Origin of the sequence: Nocardioides lianchengensis (genome assembly GCF_900101465.1) — a bacterium.
Lineage (GTDB): Bacteria > Actinomycetota > Actinomycetes > Propionibacteriales > Nocardioidaceae > Nocardioides > Nocardioides lianchengensis.
This window is the reverse complement of sequence record NZ_FMZM01000008.1, coordinates 202,765-220,707: the sequence shown is the minus strand read 5'-3', so window position 1 is coordinate 220,707 and position 17,943 is coordinate 202,765. Positions and strand designations below refer to the sequence as shown.

Genomic DNA, 17,943 nt, shown 5'->3' with positions numbered 1-17,943 from the left:
CCTACGATGGAGACCATGTCGCAGCACCCCCGGTCGGGCCTCCGGCTGATGCATGTCCACGCCCACCCCGACGACGAGTCGAGCAAGGGCGCCGCCTCGACGGCGAAGTACGTCGCGGAAGGCGTCGACGTCCACGTCGTGACCTGCACCGGCGGCGAGCGCGGCTCCATCCTGAATCCCAAGATGGAGCGCCCCGACATCCTCGAGAACATCACCGAGATCCGGCGTCAGGAGATGGAGCGCGCCCGCGACATCCTCGGCGTCAAGCAGGACTGGCTCGGGTTCGTCGACTCCGGCTGGCCCGAGGGCGACCCCAAGCCCCCGCTCCCGGAGGGCTGCTTCGGGCTGGTGCCGCTGGAGGAGGCGGCCGCGCCGCTGGTCCGGCTGATCCGCGAGCAGCGCCCCCACGTCATGACGACCTACGACGAGCGCGGCGGCTACCCGCACCCCGACCACATCAAGTGCCACGAGATCAGCGTGTACGCCTTCGAGGCGGCCGCCGACCCTGAGCGCTACCCCGAGCTCGGCGAGCCGTGGCAGGTCCTGAAGCTCTACTACCACCACTCGTTCAACCGCGACCGGATGCAGCGGCTGCACGACGCGATGCTCGCCCACGGGCTGGAGTCGCCCTGGGCGGAGCGGCTGAAGGAGTGGAAGCCCGAGCCCGAGTGGGACGCGCGGGTGACCACGAAGGTTCCGTGCGCCGACTACTTCGGCGTGCGCGACCAGGCGCTGCTGGCCCACGCCACCCAGATCGACCCCGACGGCTTCTGGTTCGCGATCCCGCGCGAGCTCCAGGAGGAGGTCTGGCCCACCGAGGACTTCGAGCTCGTCGTGAGTCACGTCCCGTCCACCACCCCGGAGGACGACCTGTTCGCCGGCATCACCGACCCCGTCTGAGAGGGTGGCCGTCATGCAGCACCTGCTCCTCGTCGCCGCCACGATCCTCACCAGCGACCCCGTGCCCGAGGACGAGGACGTGGTGGCCGGTTGGCCCGGATTCGTGATCTTCATCGGGCTGATCCTGGCCGTGGCCGTGCTCGGGTACTTCCTCACCAAGCAGCTCAAGCGCACCGAGGCCAACCGCAAGGCGGGCGTGTTCGGCCCGGTCGACGACGAGGAGCCCCGGGACCCCGAGGAGCCCCGCTCCTAGGTGCCGGCGCAGGCCGCGGCGTAGCGGCCCAGCAGGTGCGGCCAGTCGCCGTACCTCGCCCGGGCCTCGCCGTTCGCGGCGGTCCACCCGCCGTGCTCGAAGGTGACCTCGCAGACGCCGTCGACGTCCACGAACCTCACCTCGATGGTCGAGGGGTACGCCGGGTCCATCGCCAGCCAGAAGGTCTGCGCGTAGCGGACGCCCGGCTCCCAGGCCGTGACCGCCCCGAACACGGACCGCGTGTCGCCCAGCAGCAGCTCGACCGCTCCGCCCACCTCCGGCGGGACCGCGATGCCGGTGAAGGCGGCCGGGTCCGGCGAGTACGCCGGGTCCCACCAGCCGCCCATGCCACGGGTGAAGACCGTGAACGCGTCCGCGGCGGTGCTGGCCACGCTGACGACGTGGCGGATCGGCTCCATGGGCCGATCCAACCACCGGACCGCCTCAGCCGGCGGTCTGCTGCTCCGCGACCTGCCGGTGCACGTCGGCCATGTCCAGACCACGCACGGCCTCGATGAGCTGGTCGAGCGCGGGGGCCGGCAGGGCGCCGGCCTGCGAGAACACCAGTACGCCCTCGCGGAAGGCCATCAGCGTCGGGATCGACTGGATGCCGGCCGCGGCCGCGAGCTGCTGCTGGGCCTCGGTGTCGATCGAGCCGAAGACGATGTCGGGGTTCGCCTCCGAGGCGGCCTCGTAGGTCGGGGCGAACTGGCGGCAGGGGCCGCACCAGCCGGCCCAGAAGTCGACGAGCAGGATGTCGTCGCCCTCGACGTGGGTGCTGAAGTTCTCGGCGGTCAGCTCGATCGTGGCCATGCTCCCCACGGTACGAGCGGCATGAAACGGCGGCCCGCGGTGTTCGCTCCGTTGTGAGGAAGCACGGTGAGTACAAGGTCTCCGGCGGCAAGCTCGTGGTCGCCGACGTCGACGTGGTGGAGGGCCGCCTGCGCGACGTCGTCCTCTCGGGCGACTTCTTCCTGGAGCCCGACGAGGCGCTCGGCTGGATGTCCGACGCGCTGGAGGGTCAGCCGGTGGACGCGCCGCTCGGCGCGCTGACCGAGGCCGTCGACCGGGCCGCGGGCGCCGCCGTACTCGTCGGGTTCGACGCCCGGGCGGTCGCGCTGGCCGTGTTGCGGGCGCTCGGGCGCAGCACGGCCTGGCACGACCACGCCTTCGAGCTGGTCGAGACCGGGCCACTGCACCCGCCGGTGCAGATGGCGCTCGACGAGGTGCTGGCCCGGCAGGTCGGCGACGGCACCCGTCCGCCGAGCCTGCGGGTCTGGGAGTGGGCCTCGAACGCGGTGATCATCGGCTCGTTCCAGTCGCTCTCGAACGAGGTCGACCTCGACGCGGCCGCGCGCCACGACACCACCGTCGTACGACGGATCTCCGGCGGCGGCGCGATGTTCGTGGAGCCCGGCAACACCATCACCTACTCGCTCTACGTCCCGGCGACGCTGGTCGAGGGGCTGAGCTTCGCCGAGTCCTATGCGTTCCTGGACGCCTGGGTGATCCGCGCGCTGCGCGAGCTGGGCGTCGACGCGTCGTACGTGCCGCTCAACGACATCGCCTCGCCGCTCGGCAAGATCGGCGGCGCCGCGCAGAAGCGGCTGGCCAACGGGGCCGTGCTCCACCACGTGACGATGTCCTACGACATGGACGCCTCGAAGATGCTCGACATCCTGCGCATCGGGCGCGAGAAGCTGTCGGACAAGGGGCACGTCAGCGCGGCCAAGCGGGTCGACCCCATCCGCAGCCAGACCGGTCTGACCCGCGCGAAGGTGGTCGACGCGATGCTCGGCCACTTCGAGGCGTCGTACGGGCTGGCCCGGCGGGCGGTCGACGACGCGACGCTGGCCGAGGCCGGCGAGCTGGCGGTCTCGAAGTTCGGCGACCCGGACTGGCTGGCCCGCGTGCCCTGAGGCCCGCGCGGGCACTCTCTCCGGGTGACCACCGCCCGCACGGTCCCCGTGACCACCGAGCTCGACGGCGACGAGCTCGACGCCGAGGACGCCTGGCACCTCGCCCGCAAGCACGGGCTGCGCACGGTGGCGGTCGGCGCCTTCGTGCGGTTCCGGTACGGCGACGGCTTCAGCAGCTCGCGCGCGCTCGCGCTGCAGGCCTGCCTGGCGCTGGTGCCGTTCCTGCTCGCGCTCACCGGGTTGGCCGCCGACCTCGACGAGGAGCGGGTCTCGACCGTGGTGGCCCAGACCGTGGACGGGATCTCGCCCGGGCAGGGGTCCGGCGACGCGCTGGCGTCCGCGGTGGCCGGCGACGAGAGCAGCGAGGACGCCGGCGAGCTGGCCCTAACCCTCGGGCTGCTGCTCTCGCTCGCCTCGATGACCACCGCGATGGCCCAGGTCGAGCGGGGCGCCAACCGGATCTACGGCATCCGGCGCGACCGGCCGGCGCTGCAGAAGTACGGCCGCGCGGCGGTGCTCACCGCGCTGCTCGCGCTGCCGGTCGGGCTGGGCTTCCTGCTCCTGGTCGGCGGGCACGCGTTCGGTGCCGCGATGACCGAGTCCTACGGCTGGTCGGACGGGACCCGACTGGCCTGGAACGTCGCGCGCTGGCCGATCGGGGTCGCGCTCGCGGTGCTGGCGATCGCCGTCCTGCTGGACCACGCGCCGCGGCGCCGCCAGCCCGCGCTGAGCTGGCTGGCCCTCGGCGGGACCCTCGCGGTCGCGCTGAGCATGGTCGCCACCGGCGCACTGGCGGCGTACGTCGGGCTCAGCGGCTCGTTCGGTGCCACCTACGGCCCGCTCGCGGGCATCGTCGCCCTGCTGCTGTGGGCCCTGGCCGCCGCGGTCTCCTTCTTCTACGGCGTCGCGGTCTGCGCCCAGCTGGAGGCGCTGCGCGCCGGCGTCCCGGAGCCGGCGTACGACGATCCCGGGCGTCCGCACGGACACGTCGTGGAGTGAGGTGAACCCGCCGCGGGGTCGGCGGAGTATGAACGGTATGCAGCGAGGCGACCGGGACGCGGAGTTCACCGAGTTCTACGGTGCGCGCGTCGCGGCCCTGCGTCGGGTGGCCTACGTCGTCACCCGGGACTGGTACGCCGCCGAGGACGTCACCCAGCGGGCGTTCGTGAAGGTCTACCGGGCCTGGCCCCGGATCAGGCCCGACGGGCTCGAGGCCTACGTGCGCCGGGCCGTCGTCAACGAGGCGTTGAGCTGGACGACCCGACGCCCGCGCGACGTCGTCGCGGAGCACCTGCCCGAGCGGGCGGTGGTCGAGCCCGAGACGCCGCTCGACCTGGAGGCCGCCCTGGCGACCCTGCCGGCCCAGCAGCGGGCGGTGGTCGCCCTGCGGTTCGTCGACGACCGCTCCGTCGCGGAGACCGCCGTGGCCCTGGGCCTGGCCGAGGGCACGGTCAAGAGCCACACCGCCAAGGCGATCGCCACGCTGCGCCGCCACCTCCCGACCCTCACCGAGCCCTGGAGCCCCTGATGACCGAGCACGAGCTCTCGACCCTGCTGCGCGAGCGCCTCGCCGATCCGCCGCCCGCGCGGGTGACCGCCGCCGACGCGATCCGCACGGGCCGCCGCCAGACCACCCGCCTGCGCGCCGTGGTCGCCGGTGCGGGCGCCCTCGCGGTGGCCGCCGTCGCGACCCTCGGCGGTTCCGGGGTGGTCGGCCGTGGGGACGACCCCGGCCCGGTCGCCCAGGAGCGGCCGGCGCCGGTGCTGCGCACGGGGCCGCTCGACCAGGTGATGGAGGCCGTCGCGACCGACGCCCTCACGCCGTACGTCGGCGCGCTGGGCGAGCCGCGCTGGAGCGTCAACGACGTGCTCGGACGGCCGGTCGGGGTCGGCGACCCGGCCGCGCAGGTCTTCCTGCTCGACTATCGCCCCGCCGGCACCCCGCAGGTCAACCTCACCGTCGGGGGCTTCGCCGAGGAGGACCGCGAGAACTACCCGTTCGAGGGTGCGTGCGCCGCCGGACTCGCCCGCGGCACCCTCGCGGACTGCGACGAGACGACCCTGGAGGACGGCTCGCTGCTGACGGTCAGCGTGGGACCGATCTCGCAGATCGGGGGCGACTCGCCCCGACTGCTGACCCTGGCCGAGGTCGAGGGCCGCGATCCCAGCACCTTCGCCTGGTCGCGGGTCGTCTCGGTCGACTCGGCCGACGAGGTGAGCACCCGGGCGTCGGAGTACGTCCGGGGCGCGGACGTCGGTACGGCGGACTGGCAGGTCCCGGTGTCGGTGCTGCGCGAGCTCGCCCTCGACCCGTCCCTGCTCGCGGCCGAGGTGGCGCACGAGCCGATGCCGCTGTTCACCGGCGAGTAGCGCGCCGTCACAGTGCCCCTCAGAGGGCCAGGGCCAGCGCGCCGGCGACGATCACGGCGGTGCCGCCCAGGGTGCGGGGCGTGCGCGGCTCGTGCAGCAGCCAGATGCCGACCAGGGCCGCGAAGACGACGTTGAGCGCCCGGCCGGCGGCGATCACGGCGGGCGGCGCGAGCTCCATCGCCACCAGGACCAGGCCGTAGGCGGCCGGCACCAGCACGGTTACCGCGAGCGCGGCGCGCCAGTGTGTCCGGGTGACGGCGGGGACCCGGGCGCGGTGGGGGAGGACGACGACCGTCAGCAGCACAGCCTGGGCCAGCGAGCTCACCGCGAGGTAGGGGAGCGGCGCGACGTCGAGGGAGGTGATCGCGAACGCGTCCCAGAGGGTGTACGCCGTGATGAACGCGGCCACGCCCAGGCCGGCCACGACCGCCGCCAGGCCGCCCGCGCCCGGCCGGACCGGTCCGCTCATCAGGGTCAGGCCGGCGACGACCAGGACGATCCCCACGAGCTCGGGGGCGCTCGGGACCCCGACGAACGGCGCGCTCACCGCCAGGACGAGGACCGGGGCGGCGCCCCGGCTGACCGGGTAGACGACGCCGAGGTCCGCGCCGGAGTACGCCCGCTGGAGGGTGATCGCGTAGCCGGTGTGCAGCAGCATGCTGACCAGGGCCGCCCACCAGGCCGGGCCCGGTCCGGTGACCAGCAGGACGGCGAGGGCCACCGGGGCGGCGAGGACGCAGTAGAGCCACACGAAGAGGACGTCGGCGGTGCCGGAGCGCTTGACCAGGAAGTTCCACCAGGCGTGCAGCGCCGCGCTGAGGGTCAGCAGCAGCACGGCGGTCACCCGCCGATGGTAGACACTGTCTACATGCCTTCCGATCTCGAGGTCCGGCTGGTGGCCGCGGCACGCGCGCTGCTCGACGAGGCGGGCGCCGACGCGGTCACGATCCGCGAGGCGGCCCGCCGGTGCGGGGTCAGCCACGGCGCCCCGCGCCGACACTTCCCCTCCCTGACCCTGCTGCTCGCCCGGCTCGCGGGCGACGTGGCCGACGAGCTGGGCGTCGTCCTGGTCGCCGTCGCCGCCGAGCCGCGCGCGATGGCCGAGGCCTACGTCGGGTACGCCGTCGCCCACCCGCACGCGTTCGACCTGATGACCCGCCACGACCTGGTGGCGGGCTCCGGGTTCGGCCTGCGCGCCCACACCCTGCCGCTGCTCGACGCCTGGGTCGCCGCCTGCCGGGCGCACCTGCCCGGCGACGAGCTCGACGCGGTCGCGCGATGGGCGGGCGTGCACGGCGTCGCGACGCTCGCCGCGCGGACCGCCCTCGACGTACCGGGGGTCAGCGCCGCGAGCCTGCTGGACCGGCTGCTGCGCTGACCACCAGGCGCGCGACGGCCGCGACGAGGTCCTGGTCCGGCTCGGCCGCCGGGTCGTCGTACGACGTGTAGACGGCGAGCACGAACGCCTCGCCGCCGGGCGGACGGACCACCGCGACGTCGTGGGTGCTGCCGTAGCCGCCGGTGCCGGTCTTGTCGCCGACCCACCAGTCCTCGGGGAGTCCGGCGCGGATCCGCTCGGCCCCGGTCGTGCTGCCGACCAGGAGGTCGGTCAGCAGGTCCCGGGCGCCGCGGGGGAGCGCGTCGCCCAGGACCAGAGTGCGGTAGGTCGCGGCGATCGCGCGCGGGCTGGTCGTGTCGCGCGGGTCGCCCGGGACCGCCGAGTTCAGGTCGGGCTCGCGCCGGTCCAGGCGGGTGACGTCGTCCCCGAGCGTCCGGGCGAACCGGGTGACCGACGCCGGTCCGCCGAGGCGGTCGATCAGCCGGTTGGCGGCGTCGTTGTCGCTGTCGCTGACCGCTCGCCGGAGGTCCTCCCGGAGCGAGGCGCCGGGCTCCGGCTCGCCGGCCAGGACGGCTCCTGCCAGCACGGTCTTGAACGTCGAGCACAGCGCGAACCGCTCGTCGGCGCGGTGCTCGAGCGGTTCGGTCGGCGGGTCGACGTAGACGCCGATCCGGGCACCGCTGCGACGCTCCAGGCGGGCGAGTCCGGGGATCCGGGTGGACGGTCGTGCCGGCGCGGCCGGTGGCGCGGGCGTCGGCGTCCTCGGCGGCGTCGGGTCCTCGTCCGCGCAGCCCGCCAGCAGGCCGAGGGATCCGGCCAGCAGGAGGGGGCGGCGTCCGAGGCGTCGAGGGGTCATCCGGAGGTCGATCCTGCCAGCAGCGCGTCCCCGAGCTCCGAGCGCAGGTAGAGCACCGACCGCCCGTGCCGGGCCGAGGTGAGCCATCCGGCGGCCCGCAGAGCGCGCAGGTGCTGGTTGACCGCCGACGTCGTCACGCCGAGCCGTACGGCGAGCTCGGTCGACGAGGCGGGTGACTCCAGGGCGGCCAGCAGCCCGGCGCGGACGTCGCCTACGAGCGTGGCCAGGGCCGCGGGCCCGCCGGTGCGATCGGGCTGCCAGACGGTGCCGGTGCCGCGGGCGAGGTAGACGAGGAGCGGCGCCTCGTCCGGGTCGAACGGGCCGGCGGTCCGGTGGGTGAACAGGGTCGGCACCAGGGTGAGTCCGTCGCCCGCGGTGACCCGGCGGCGGAGCACGGCGCTGCCACCCTGCACCCGGACGACGTCGCCGGTGAGGGTCACGTCGGGGGCGAGGTCGGCGAACATCGCCGCCACGCCGGCGCGGGCGGTGGTCCGCCCGCGGTGCACGACGTCGGCCTCCAGCACCGCCCGCATCCGCGGCCACCACGGGGCCAGGGCGACGGCCCAGTAGTCGGCGAGCTCGGCCACGATCCGACCCAGGACCCGGGCCGTCGGACCCCGGAGCGGGCCGGGCAGGCCCTCGGGGTGGACCTCGGCGAAGTCGGCGCGGACGACGTCGAGCGGCGTCGCGGCGACGACGGCCAGCTCGTCCTCCAGCCGCTCCAACGGGGTGCGCGGCCGGGGCGTGAGGAAGTCGGGGAGGCCCAGGCGGGTGTTGGTCAGGGCGACCAGCAGGTCGCCGTCGAGGCCCTCCCGGGCGCGCTGGGTCGCGGTGAGCCACGGCAGCTGCAGCGGGAACCGGCCCGGGTCGCGCCAGGCGCGCAGCGAGAACGCCAGCTCGTTGACCGGCGAGATCGCGAACCGGACCGCGCCGAGATCCGAGCCGCTCAGGTCGTACTCCAACATGAAGCAGGACGCTACATCGTTAACGTCCGGCCGGGCGCCGGTGCGAGAACGGTCCCATGACCCGCACGATCCTCCCGGCCGACCCGGTCGAACGCGCCCTCACCTTCACCACCCTGGCCGGCTCGATGGCCAACGGCGTCTTCTACGGCGTCAGCGCCCTCTACTTCACCCGGGTCATCGGCCTCTCCGCCGCCTCCGTCGGCGTCGGCCTGACGATCGCGGGCGCCGCCGGCGTCGTCGCGTCGTACGCCGGGGGACGCCTGTCCGACCTGGTCGGCGCCGACCGGGTGCTGCGCTGGGCGTCGGTCGCTCAGGCGCTCGCCCTGCTGGCGTACGTCGCGGCCGCAGGCTGGTCGTCGTTCGTGGCGATCGCCTGCGCCGCGGTCGGCTTCCGCAGCCTCCAGGGCTCGGCGAAGTCGGCCCTGCTCGCCCGCTGGTTCACCGGCCCCGACCGGGTGGCGGTCCGGGCCCGGCTGCGGGTGGTCATGAACGTCTCCATCGGCCTCGGCACGCTGGCCGCCGGCCTCGCCCTGCTGGTCGACACCCGGGCCGCCTACCAGGCCGCGATGGTCGTCGTCGGGCTGCTCGCCCTGCTGTCCGTGCTCCCGGTGCTGGGCCTGCGCGAGCGGGTGCCGGGCCTGGCGGAGGCGATCGGCGTGCGCACGCCGGGCACTCCGGCGGCCGTGCGCGGCCGCTCGCCGTTCCGCGACCCGACGTACCTCTCGGTCTCGGCGCTGAACGCCGTCATCGCGATGCAGTTCGGCATGCAGAGCGTCGGCGTCCCGCTGTGGATCGCCGGCCACACCGACGCGCCTGCGGTGATGATCTCGGTGCTGCTCGTGCTCAACACGGTGCTGGTCGCCTCGCTGCAGGTGCGCGCGGCCCGCGGGACCGACGACGTCCTGGTCGCGGGCCGGACCGTACGGCGCGCCGGCGGGGCGCTCGCCGTCGGCTGCCTCCTGTACGGCGCCGCCGGCAGCCTCGGCGCGCTCGCGGCCGTGCTGGTGCTGCTCGTCGCCGAGGTGGTCGCCACCCTGGGCGAGATCTGGGCCGAGGCCGGCGCCTGGGGCCTGGCCTTCGAGCTGGCCGACCCCGCGAGCGTCGGGGCCTACCAGGGCGTCAGCCAGATGGGCTACGCGATCGCCGGCATGCTCGCCCCGCTGGTCGTCACGGCCACCGCCATCGACCACGGCCTGCTCGGCTGGGCCGCCCTGGGCTGCGTGTTCACGGTGGCCGGGATCGCCGTCGCCGCGATCGCCCGTCACGCCTCCGCGCGCGCCCTCTCCTCCCCGGCCGCGATCTCGGCGTGCAGGTCGACGCAGTAGCGGCCGAAGTCGATCTGGATGGTGTGCCGCGGGGCGTCGTAGTACTGCTCCAGGTGGGCGGCCTCGTCGGCGCGCATGATCCGCTCCTGCTCCACCACCGACGGCAGCCGGTAGGAGCCGTCGAGCACGCCGGCGATCAGCTTCGACTGCTGCTCGGCCAGGTTGACGATCGTCGGCGACGACTGCGCCAGCCCGGCGTAGAAGAGGTGGTCGACGCCGGGCTTGATGATCCGCTTGAACAGCGGATAGCGGTGCTCGTCGTCGGGGTGCAGGTCGGCCTCGCCCCCCTCGAAGAACGGGAAGCTCATCTCGTAGCCGGTCGCGCAGACGATCACGTCAGCCTCGACCGACGAGCCGTCGGCGAGGTGCACGGTCGAGCCGTCCAGCCGCTCGATCGCCGCGAGCATGTGGATGTCGCCCGACCCGGCCTTGGTCAGGAAGTCGGCGCTGACCGACGGGTGCGCGGCGAGCGGCTCGTGGTCCGGCTCGGGCAGCCCGTACGACGACATCGAGCCGACCAGGTCGCGGATCAGGGCCCGGGACGCGACCAGCGCCTGCTCCTTCGGGATGTCCGGCGGCGCCATCACCTTGTCGGCGGGCTGACCGTTGCGGTACTTCGGCAGCACCCACACGCCGCGCCGGGCGGAGACGTAGAGCCGGTCCGCCATCCACGGCGCCGACAGCTCGCTGGCAATGTCCATCGCCGAGTTGCCCATCCCGACCACGACCACCCGCTGGTGGCGCATCTGGACCGGCTCGAACGGCGAGACGTACTCGTGGCTGTGCATCAGCACGCCGTCGAAGTGGCCGGGGTAGTCGGGCAGCCGCGGCTTCCAGTGGTGGCCGTTGGCGACGACCAGGTCGGTGTAGCGGCGGGTCTCGCCGGTGCTCAACGTGACGTCCCATCCGCCGCTCGCCGTACGGACGGCACGCTCGACGCCGGTCCGGAAGGTGATCGCGTCGCGCAGGCCGAAGTGGTCGACGTAGTCGCGGAAGTAGGCGTGGATCAGCGTGTGGTGCGGGAAGTGCGGGTAGTCCGCCGGCGCCGGGAAGTCCTCGAACTCCAGCCGGGTGGTCGAGGTGTCGATGTGCAGCGACTCGTAGACCGCGGACCGGCCGTTCGGGTTGCGGAAGTACCAGTTGCCGCCGACGTCGTCGGACAGCTCGAACTGGTCGTAGGCGATGCCGTGGTCGGCCAGCCGCTTCGCCGTGGTGATGCCGGAGCAGCCGGCGCCGATGATGCAGACCTTCACGTCGGTGCTCACCGGGCCACCGCCTCGAGGCACGCGAAGGCGGTCCGCACGTAGGCGTCGGTGCGCGGCGAGGATGTGAAGTGGTTCTCCATCCGGTTCATCGCGTAGGCGACGGTCACCCGCCGGTCGAGGTCGTTGACGACGATCGCGCCGCCGTACCCGGTCCACCAGCAGACCCGGCCCTCCGGCACGGCCGGCGCGGACGCGGGCTGGGGGAGTCCGTAGCCGATGCCCCAGCGCAGTGGGACCATCAGCACCAGGTCCGGCCCGTCGGCCTGGACCTCGAAGATCCGGTCGATCGTCGCGGGGGAGAGCAGGCGTACGCCGCCCACCTCGCCGCCGTGCGAGACCACCGACTGCGCCCGGGCGATCGACCGTGCGTTGCCGTGACCGTTGCACCCCGCCACCGAGACCCGCCGCCACTCGGCGCTGTTGCAGAACCCGCCGACGTCGAGCAGCGGGTTGGCGATGGTGGGGACCAGCAGGTTGCCCTCGGGGAGCAGCGAGAGGTCGAGGCCGCCGGGCGGGGGTGGCTCCAGGTCGGCGCAGCGGTCCAGCGCCTCCTCGGGCACGCCGAGGTGGAAGTCGGCGCCGAGCGGCCCGGCCACCAGGTCCCGGTACTGCTCGGCCAGGGGCTTCCCGGTCGCCGCCCGGACCAGCCCGTCGAGCAGGTGGCCGTAGCCGATCATGTGGTAGCCCGAGGCGGTCCCGGGCTCCCACCACGGCTCCTGCTCGGCCAGCAGCTGCTCGCTGTGCTCGAGGTCGAGCAGCCCGGCGACGTCGAGCGGCGCGGTCCAGCCGGCGTAGCCGGAGGTGTGCGCGAGCAGGTGCCGGACCAGTACGTCGCCGCGCCGGAACGCCGGCCAGTACGACGCCACCGGCGCGTCCAGGTCGAGCGCGCCCCGGTCGACGAGCACCAGCACGGTCAGCGCGGCCATCGGCTTGGTGACCGACCAGACCTGCACGATCGTGTCCTCGAGCCACGGCTCGCCGGCGCGCGCCGTACCGCCCCAGAGGTCGACGACGAGCTCGCCGTCCCGGACGACCGCGAGCGAGGCGCCGGCCTCGGCGCCGGAGGCGAGGTTCGCGTCGAGCAGGTCGCGCAGCGGGGTGAACGGTTCCTGGCAGGTGCCCTGGGTCATGCCCAGGAGGATAGGAACGTGTTCTAGTTCGTGCTACCCCTGGCCGTCAACGCACCGCGTAGGTCGCCAGCGAGACGCCGACGTAGTGCGACACGAAGGCCAAGATCGTGAAGGTGTGGAAGACCTCGTGGAAGCCGAACCAGCGCGGCCAGGGGTTGGGCCGCTTGAAGCCGTAGACCACGCCGCCCAGGGTGTAGAGCGCGCCGCCGACCACGATCATCACGAAGGCCGCGATGCCGACGCCGCCGAAGGTCCGGGCGCCCTCGAGGAAGCCGGGGATGAAGAAGATCGCCGCCCAGCCCATCGCGATGTAGATGGGGGTGTAGAGCCAGCGTGGGGCGTCGGTCCAGAAGACCCGGAACAGCACGCCGAGGATGGCTCCGGTCCACACCACCGAGAGCAGCACCGTGCGTTGGGTGCCCTCCAGGAAGATCAGGCTGAACGGCGTGTAGGAGCCCGCGATCAGCACGAAGATGTTCGAGTGGTCGAAGCGGCGCAGGAACGCCCACGTCCGCGGCGACCAGGTGCCGGTGTGGTAGATCGCCGAGACCGTGAAGAGGATCAGCGCCGAGGCGGTGAAGACCGCCGACCCGACCCGGGTGAGGGTGTCGGGGGAGAGCGAGATGAGCACGATGCCGCCGGCCAGCGTCAGCGGGGCGATGCCGAGGTGGAGCCAGCCGCGCAGCTTGGGCTTGAGCTCCTCGAGGGTCTCGTGCAGCGACTCACCGAGGTGCTCGATCCCCGCACGCACGTCGTTCATCGCCTTCGCCATGTCCTTAAGTTACCCGCCAGGAGGTTGGCGAACCGCCGAACGAGGTGAAGCACACCTTCGCGCCGCTACCCTGGGACGGTGGCGGACTGGAAGCGCGGGCTCAGGCGGGTCGTCTATCCCGCCTACGAGGCCCGGATGCTGCGCAAGATGCCCGCCGACCTGCCCCAGCACATCGGCGTGATGCTCGACGGGAACCGCCGCTGGGCCAAGGCCGTGGGCCGCGACACCGCCCACGGCCACCGCGCCGGCGCCGCCAACATCGAGCCGCTGCTCGGCTGGTGCGACGAGGTCGGGATCAAGGTGGTCACCCTCTGGCTGCTGTCCACCGACAACCTCAACCGCCCCGAGGCCGAGCTGGCCCCGCTGCTCGAGATCATCGAGGAGGCGGTCGACTCGCTGGCCGACCAGCGTCGCTGGCGGCTGCACCCGGTGGGCGCGCTCGACCTGCTGCCCGCCACCACCGCCGAGCGGCTCAAGGCCGCCGAGGAGGCGACCCGCGACGTCGACGGCATGCTCGTCAACATCGCCGTCGGGTACGGCGGCCGCCGCGAGATCGCCGACGCCGTCCGCTCGCTGCTCCACGAGCACGCCGCGAAGGGCACCTCGCTGGAGGAGCTCGCCGGCATCCTCGACGTCGAGCACATCGCCGACCACCTCTACACCAAGGGCCAGCCCGATCCCGACCTGGTGATCCGCACCTCGGGCGAGCAGCGCCTCGGCGGCTTCCTGCTCTGGCAGTCCGCCAAGTCGGAGTTCTACTTCTGCGAGGCCTACTGGCCCGACTTCCGGCGCGTCGACTTCCTGCGCGCCATCCGCGCCTACGCCCTGCGCGAGCGTCGCTTCGGCTCCTGACCGGACCCGCCGCGACCCCGCGTTACGGACGTGTGACGTTCACTTCTGGTTTCGGGCGTGTCGCCGAAAACCGAGCAGCGGGCGGCGTACGTTCCGAGCATCGGTGAGTGGGGAAGCTCGCCGTACCGGGAGGCCCGATCGTGAGCATTCACGACTGCACCGCACGACGGCTCGTACGCCGTGCGTTCGGAGGCGGGCACTCCCGTCTTCGGGTGTGTCCCCGGTCCGTCAGCAGCAACTAGGACCGGGACGACGAGTGCGCGTGCCGGCCCGTGAGGGGTGAACCGTGCCGTCGAAGGCCGAGAAGAACCAGCGTTCCGCTCCCACCGCCCGCACCTACGTGCTCGACACCAGCGTGCTGCTCGCCGATCCCGGCGCGCTCAAGCGCTTCGCCGAGCACGAGGTGGTGCTGCCCGTCGTCGTGATCACCGAGCTCGAGGGGAAGCGTCACCACCCCGAGCTCGGCTACTTCGCGCGCAGCGCCCTGCGGATGCTCGACGAGCTGCGGATCACCCACGGCCGGCTCGACGAGCCGGTGCCGGTCGGGGAGGATGGCGGGTCGCTCCGGGTCGAGCTCAATCACACCGACCCCCAGGCCCTCCCGTCGGGCTTCCGGCTGGGCGACAACGACACCCGCATCCTCGCGGTCGCCAAGAACCTCGCCGACGAGGGCCACGCCGTCACGGTGGTCTCCAAGGACCTGCCGATGCGCATCAAGGCCTCGGCGGTCGGCCTGGACGCCGAGGAGTACCGCGGCGAGGCGATCAGCGAGTCCGACACCGGCTACTCCGGCATGGCCGAGATCGAGGTCCCGGCCTCCGACCTCGACGAGCTGTACGACGACGGCGTGCTCGACCTCGCCGAGGCCCGCGAGCTGCCCTGCCACCAGGGCCTGGTGCTGCTGTCCGACCGTGGCACCGCCCTCGGGCGGGTCGGTCCGGACAAGCAGGTGCACCTGGTGCGCGGCGACCGCGAGGCGTTCGGGCTGCACGGCCGGTCGGCCGAGCAGCGGATCGCCCTGGAGATGCTGCTCGACCCCGAGGTCGGCATCGTCTCGCTCGGCGGCCGGGCCGGCACCGGCAAGTCCGCCCTGGCCCTCTGTGCCGGCCTGGAGGCGGTCATGGAGCGCCGCCAGCACAAGAAGGTCGTCGTCTTCCGTCCGCTCTTCGCCGTCGGCGGCCAGGAGCTCGGGTACCTGCCCGGGTCGGAGTCCGAGAAGATGTCGCCCTGGGGCCAGGCGGTCTTCGACACCCTCGGGGCGATGACCTCGCGCGACGTGATCGACGAGATCCTCGACCGCGGGATGCTGGAGGTGCTGCCGCTGACCCACATCCGTGGCCGGTCCCTGCACGACGCGTTCGTGATCGTCGACGAGGCGCAGTCGCTGGAGCGCAACGTGCTGCTCACGGTGCTCTCGCGGATCGGGGCGAACTCCAAGGTGGTGCTCACCCACGACGTCGCCCAGCGCGACAACCTCCGGGTGGGTCGCCACGACGGCGTGGTCGCGGTCATCGACAAGCTGAAGGGGCACCCGCTGTTCGCCCACGTCACGCTGACCCGCTCCGAGCGGTCGCCGATCGCGGCGCTGGTGACCGAGATGCTGGAGAACGTCACCCTCTGAGGCTGTGGCCGGAGTGCCCCACGGGTCTGCTGTGACTCGTGGGGCACTCGGGTCGTCACCGCAGCCTCAAGAAGTCCTCAACAACCGGACGTTCGGTTTGCGACCCTCCTGCCCGTCGGGCAGGGTGGTCGGGACCCACGACCCCTACCCGTGAGCCATCCCCTGTGTCGAAGCACGTCAAGCACGTCCCCACGCACCGCGGTGCCCCGAAGCGACCCGTCTCCGCCGACGCTCCCAAGAAGGCGATCCGGACGACCCTGGTGATGTCCTCCGTGGCCGTCGCCGCGACCGGTGCGACCATCTCCGGCGGACTGCTGGGGTCCGCGCCCGACACCGTGAGCGCCGCGGCCGCCGACCTGGGTGCGACCCGGGACGACCAGGCTGCCGACACCGGCGCCACCGCGGCCGCCGAGGCGCCGGCGCGCACCCCGGTCGTCTCGCGCTCCGACCGCCGCGAGGCCTCCGACCCGGTGAAGGTCGCCGCGCTGTCGCAGGCCGAGGGTGGGGCGATGACGGTCACCGAGTCCCTCTCCGACAACGACCCGCGCGACATCGCCCGGGCGCTGCTGGGCGAGTACGGCTTCTCGTCCGACCAGTTCGGCTGCCTCGACTCGCTGTGGACCAAGGAGAGCGGCTGGAACATCCACGCCGACAACCCGTCGTCCTCGGCCTACGGCATCCCGCAGGCGCTCACCGCCACCCACGACCTCGGTGCCGACTACATGACCAACCCGGTCACCCAGATCGAGTGGGGCCTCGGCTACATCCGCGACCGCTACGGCTCGCCGTGCAGCGCCTGGGGCCACAGCCAGAGCACTGGCTGGTACTAGCGAAGTCGCGACCCGCGTGACGAGACCCGATCTTGGCTTGCGGGTTACGACAAGGTCCCGCTCAGCCGGCCGTGCATGGCCGCGCTCGGGGCGTTCAGCCCGACGATCTCCAGGGTGACCCCGCGGGCGGCGTACTTGGTCTCGACCGCGTCCAGCGCGGCGACGGTCGAGGCGTCCCAGACGTGCGAGGCGGTGAGGTCGACCACGACCCGCGGCGGGTCCTCGGCGTACGAAAACTGCGTGTAGAGATCGTTGCTGGAGGCGAAGAACAGCTCGCCGGTGACGCGGTACGTCGCGGTGCCGCCGTCCGGTGACAGTTCGCGAGTGACCTCGGCCAGGTGGGCGACGCGGCGGGCGAAGAGCATCATCGCGACCAGCACGCCGGCGACGACGCCGATGGCGAGGTTCTCGGTGGCGACCACGACGGCCACCGTCACGAGCATCACGGCGGTCTCGCTGCGCGGCATCCGCCGCAGGGTCGCGGGCCGGATGCTGTGCCAGTCGAAGGTGGTGACCGCGACGACCGTCATCACGCAGGCCAGGGCCACCATCGGGATCCGGCCCACCGTCTCGCCTAGGCCGACGACGAGGACGAGCAGCCACACGCCGGTCATGAACGCCGAGACGCGCGAGCGGGCGCCGGCCTCCTTCACGTTGACCATCGTCTGGCCGATCATCGCGCAGCCGCCCATGCCGCCGAAGAACCCGGTGACCAGGTTCGCGCCGCCTTGGCCGAGCGCCTCGCGGGTCTTGCTCGACCGGGTGTCGGTGAGGTCGTCGACCAGCTTGGCGGTCATCAGCGACTCCATCAGCCCGACCAGCGCCACCGCCAGGGCGTACGGCGCGATCACCCGCAGCGTCTCGCCCGTCATCGGCACGTCCGGCCAGACCAGGCCGGGCAGGCTGGTCGGCAGCTCGCCCTCCCCGGAGAGCAGGGGTACGTCGAGGCCGCCGACCGCGACCAGCACACCCAGCAGCAGCACCGCGATCAGCGGCGCCGGCACCACCCGAGTGACCCGGGGGAGCAGCACCAGGACCACGACCGCCAGCACCGCGAGCGCGTAGACGGGGCCGCCGTGCCCGACCAGGTGCGGCACCTGGGCGACGAAGATGAGGAGGCAGAGGGCGTTGACGAAGCCCACCATCACCGAGCGCGGGATGAACCTCATCAGCCGGCCCAGCCCGGCCAGGCCCAGCACCAGCTGCATCGCCCCGGCGAGGAGCACGGTGGCGATGAGGTACTCCATGCCGTGCGAGGCGACCAACGGAGCGATCACCAGCGCCGTGGCGCCGGCCGCGCCGGAGACCATCGCGGGCCGGCCGCCGAGCACCGCCGCGGTCACGGCCATGGTGAAGCTGGTGAACATCCCCACCCGCGGGTCGACCCCGGCCAGCACCGAGAACGACAGCGCCTCCGGGATCATCGCCAGCGCCACCACGAGCCCCGCGACCACCTCAGTGCGCAGCAGGCGGGGCGAGCGGAGGACTGTCAGGACGGTGGGGCTGGCGGACACCGGAGAAGGCTAGGAGCACTCGCCCCGTTCCC

Annotated in this window: 20 protein-coding genes; 11 read left to right on the top strand and 9 right to left on the bottom strand. The window is 73.1% G+C overall.

Annotated features, from left to right (window positions below; translation table 11 throughout):
• Positions 1–6 precede the first annotated feature (6 nt).
• Both mca and BLT76_RS15995 read left to right on the top strand, forming a co-directional pair.
• Positions 7–900, top strand: coding sequence for a mycothiol conjugate amidase Mca (gene mca, locus BLT76_RS16000; protein WP_373366988.1), 894 nt, complete (start codon positions 7–9; stop codon positions 898–900).
• A 13-nt stretch (positions 901–913) separates the two neighbouring features.
• The gene (locus tag BLT76_RS15995) at positions 914–1,153 is read left to right on the top strand and encodes a hypothetical protein (RefSeq protein ID WP_139175573.1); all 240 of its coding nucleotides are present in this window, start codon (positions 914–916) and stop codon (positions 1,151–1,153) included.
• Here BLT76_RS15995 and BLT76_RS15990 read toward each other — a convergent pair.
• Complete coding sequence (locus tag BLT76_RS15990; protein ID WP_090858188.1) at positions 1,150–1,572, bottom strand: SRPBCC domain-containing protein; 423 nt, start codon at positions 1,570–1,572, stop codon at positions 1,150–1,152. The two genes, BLT76_RS15995 and BLT76_RS15990, sit on opposite strands and share 4 nt — an antisense overlap.
• Positions 1,573–1,597: 25 nt before the next feature.
• Positions 1,598–1,966 (bottom strand): thioredoxin family protein, encoded by a 369-nt coding sequence (locus BLT76_RS15985; RefSeq protein WP_090858186.1) that lies wholly within the window; start codon positions 1,964–1,966, stop codon positions 1,598–1,600.
• 53 nt (positions 1,967–2,019) lie between these two features.
• Here BLT76_RS15985 and lplB point away from each other — a divergent pair, with 53 nt between their 5' ends.
• The 4 genes from lplB to BLT76_RS15965 are packed head-to-tail and all read left to right on the top strand — an operon-like array spanning position 2,020 to position 5,442.
• Complete coding sequence (gene lplB, locus BLT76_RS15980) at positions 2,020–3,072, top strand: lipoate-protein ligase small subunit (protein WP_090858183.1); 1,053 nt, start codon at positions 2,020–2,022, stop codon at positions 3,070–3,072.
• Between the two features lie 24 nt (positions 3,073–3,096).
• Complete coding sequence (locus BLT76_RS15975) at positions 3,097–4,071, top strand: YhjD/YihY/BrkB family envelope integrity protein (RefSeq protein ID WP_090858180.1); 975 nt, start codon at positions 3,097–3,099, stop codon at positions 4,069–4,071.
• 37 nt (positions 4,072–4,108) lie between these two features.
• Positions 4,109–4,600 (top strand): SigE family RNA polymerase sigma factor, encoded by a 492-nt coding sequence (locus BLT76_RS15970; protein WP_090858177.1) that lies wholly within the window; start codon positions 4,109–4,111, stop codon positions 4,598–4,600.
• Positions 4,600–5,442, top strand: coding sequence for a hypothetical protein (locus tag BLT76_RS15965; RefSeq protein WP_090858173.1), 843 nt, complete (start codon positions 4,600–4,602; stop codon positions 5,440–5,442). Before BLT76_RS15970 ends, BLT76_RS15965 begins: the two co-directional genes overlap by 1 nt.
• A gap of 19 nt (positions 5,443–5,461) precedes the next feature.
• Here BLT76_RS15965 and BLT76_RS15960 read toward each other — a convergent pair whose 3' ends face one another.
• Entirely contained in the window at positions 5,462–6,286 is an 825-nt protein-coding gene (locus BLT76_RS15960; protein WP_211753005.1) for a DMT family transporter, read from the bottom strand.
• A 24-nt stretch (positions 6,287–6,310) separates the two neighbouring features.
• Between BLT76_RS15960 and BLT76_RS15955 the strand changes: the two genes are divergently transcribed.
• Complete coding sequence (locus tag BLT76_RS15955; RefSeq protein ID WP_090858462.1) at positions 6,311–6,820, top strand: TetR/AcrR family transcriptional regulator; 510 nt, start codon at positions 6,311–6,313, stop codon at positions 6,818–6,820.
• Here BLT76_RS15955 and bla read toward each other — a convergent pair.
• Together bla and BLT76_RS15945 are read right to left on the bottom strand one after the other, a co-directional pair.
• Complete coding sequence (gene bla / locus BLT76_RS15950; protein ID WP_090858170.1) at positions 6,783–7,637, bottom strand: class A beta-lactamase; 855 nt, start codon at positions 7,635–7,637, stop codon at positions 6,783–6,785. The two genes, BLT76_RS15955 and bla, sit on opposite strands and share 38 nt — an antisense overlap.
• Positions 7,634–8,602 carry an ArsR/SmtB family transcription factor gene (locus tag BLT76_RS15945; RefSeq protein ID WP_090858167.1) on the bottom strand — a complete coding sequence of 323 codons (969 nt, stop codon included), beginning with the start codon at positions 8,600–8,602 and terminating at the stop codon, positions 7,634–7,636. Before BLT76_RS15945 ends, bla begins: the two co-directional genes overlap by 4 nt.
• A gap of 56 nt (positions 8,603–8,658) precedes the next feature.
• Between BLT76_RS15945 and BLT76_RS15940 the strand changes: the two genes are divergently transcribed.
• Positions 8,659–9,927 carry an MFS transporter gene (locus BLT76_RS15940; RefSeq protein WP_090858164.1) on the top strand — a complete coding sequence of 423 codons (1,269 nt, stop codon included), beginning with the start codon at positions 8,659–8,661 and terminating at the stop codon, positions 9,925–9,927.
• On the opposite strand, the gene BLT76_RS15935 is transcribed toward BLT76_RS15940, so the two are convergent.
• Genes BLT76_RS15935 through trhA form a run of 3 tightly spaced genes read right to left on the bottom strand, consistent with a single transcriptional unit; the run spans position 9,864 to position 13,094 of the window.
• Positions 9,864–11,192, bottom strand: coding sequence for a flavin-containing monooxygenase (locus BLT76_RS15935; protein WP_090858161.1), 1,329 nt, complete (start codon positions 11,190–11,192; stop codon positions 9,864–9,866). The two genes, BLT76_RS15940 and BLT76_RS15935, sit on opposite strands and share 64 nt — an antisense overlap.
• Positions 11,189–12,322: a serine hydrolase domain-containing protein gene (locus BLT76_RS15930; RefSeq protein ID WP_090858158.1), complete on the bottom strand. Its 1,134-nt coding sequence runs from the start codon at positions 12,320–12,322 to the stop codon at positions 11,189–11,191. The genes BLT76_RS15935 and BLT76_RS15930 overlap by 4 nt, the downstream gene beginning before the upstream one ends.
• 46 nt (positions 12,323–12,368) lie before the next feature.
• Positions 12,369–13,094 carry a PAQR family membrane homeostasis protein TrhA gene (gene trhA, locus BLT76_RS15925; RefSeq protein ID WP_244509434.1) on the bottom strand — a complete coding sequence of 242 codons (726 nt, stop codon included), beginning with the start codon at positions 13,092–13,094 and terminating at the stop codon, positions 12,369–12,371.
• A gap of 78 nt (positions 13,095–13,172) precedes the next feature.
• Here trhA and BLT76_RS15920 point away from each other — a divergent pair, with 78 nt between their 5' ends.
• From BLT76_RS15920 to BLT76_RS15910, 3 genes are all read left to right on the top strand, one after another.
• Entirely contained in the window at positions 13,173–13,946 is a 774-nt protein-coding gene (locus BLT76_RS15920; RefSeq protein ID WP_090858155.1) for an isoprenyl transferase, read from the top strand.
• A gap of 286 nt (positions 13,947–14,232) precedes the next feature.
• Positions 14,233–15,567, top strand: a complete 1,335-nt coding sequence (phoH2, locus tag BLT76_RS15915; RefSeq protein WP_090858152.1) for an RNA 5'-3' helicase PhoH2 — start codon at positions 14,233–14,235, stop codon at positions 15,565–15,567.
• 164 nt (positions 15,568–15,731) lie between these two features.
• The gene (locus tag BLT76_RS15910) at positions 15,732–16,397 is read left to right on the top strand and encodes an aggregation-promoting factor C-terminal-like domain-containing protein (protein ID WP_090858149.1); all 666 of its coding nucleotides are present in this window, start codon (positions 15,732–15,734) and stop codon (positions 16,395–16,397) included.
• A 44-nt stretch (positions 16,398–16,441) separates the two neighbouring features.
• Here BLT76_RS15910 and BLT76_RS15905 read toward each other — a convergent pair whose 3' ends face one another.
• On the bottom strand, positions 16,442–17,911 hold the full coding sequence (locus BLT76_RS15905; protein WP_244509433.1) for a SulP family inorganic anion transporter: 1,470 nt from the start codon (positions 17,909–17,911) through the stop codon (positions 16,442–16,444).
• Between the last annotated feature and the right edge of the window lie 32 nt (positions 17,912–17,943).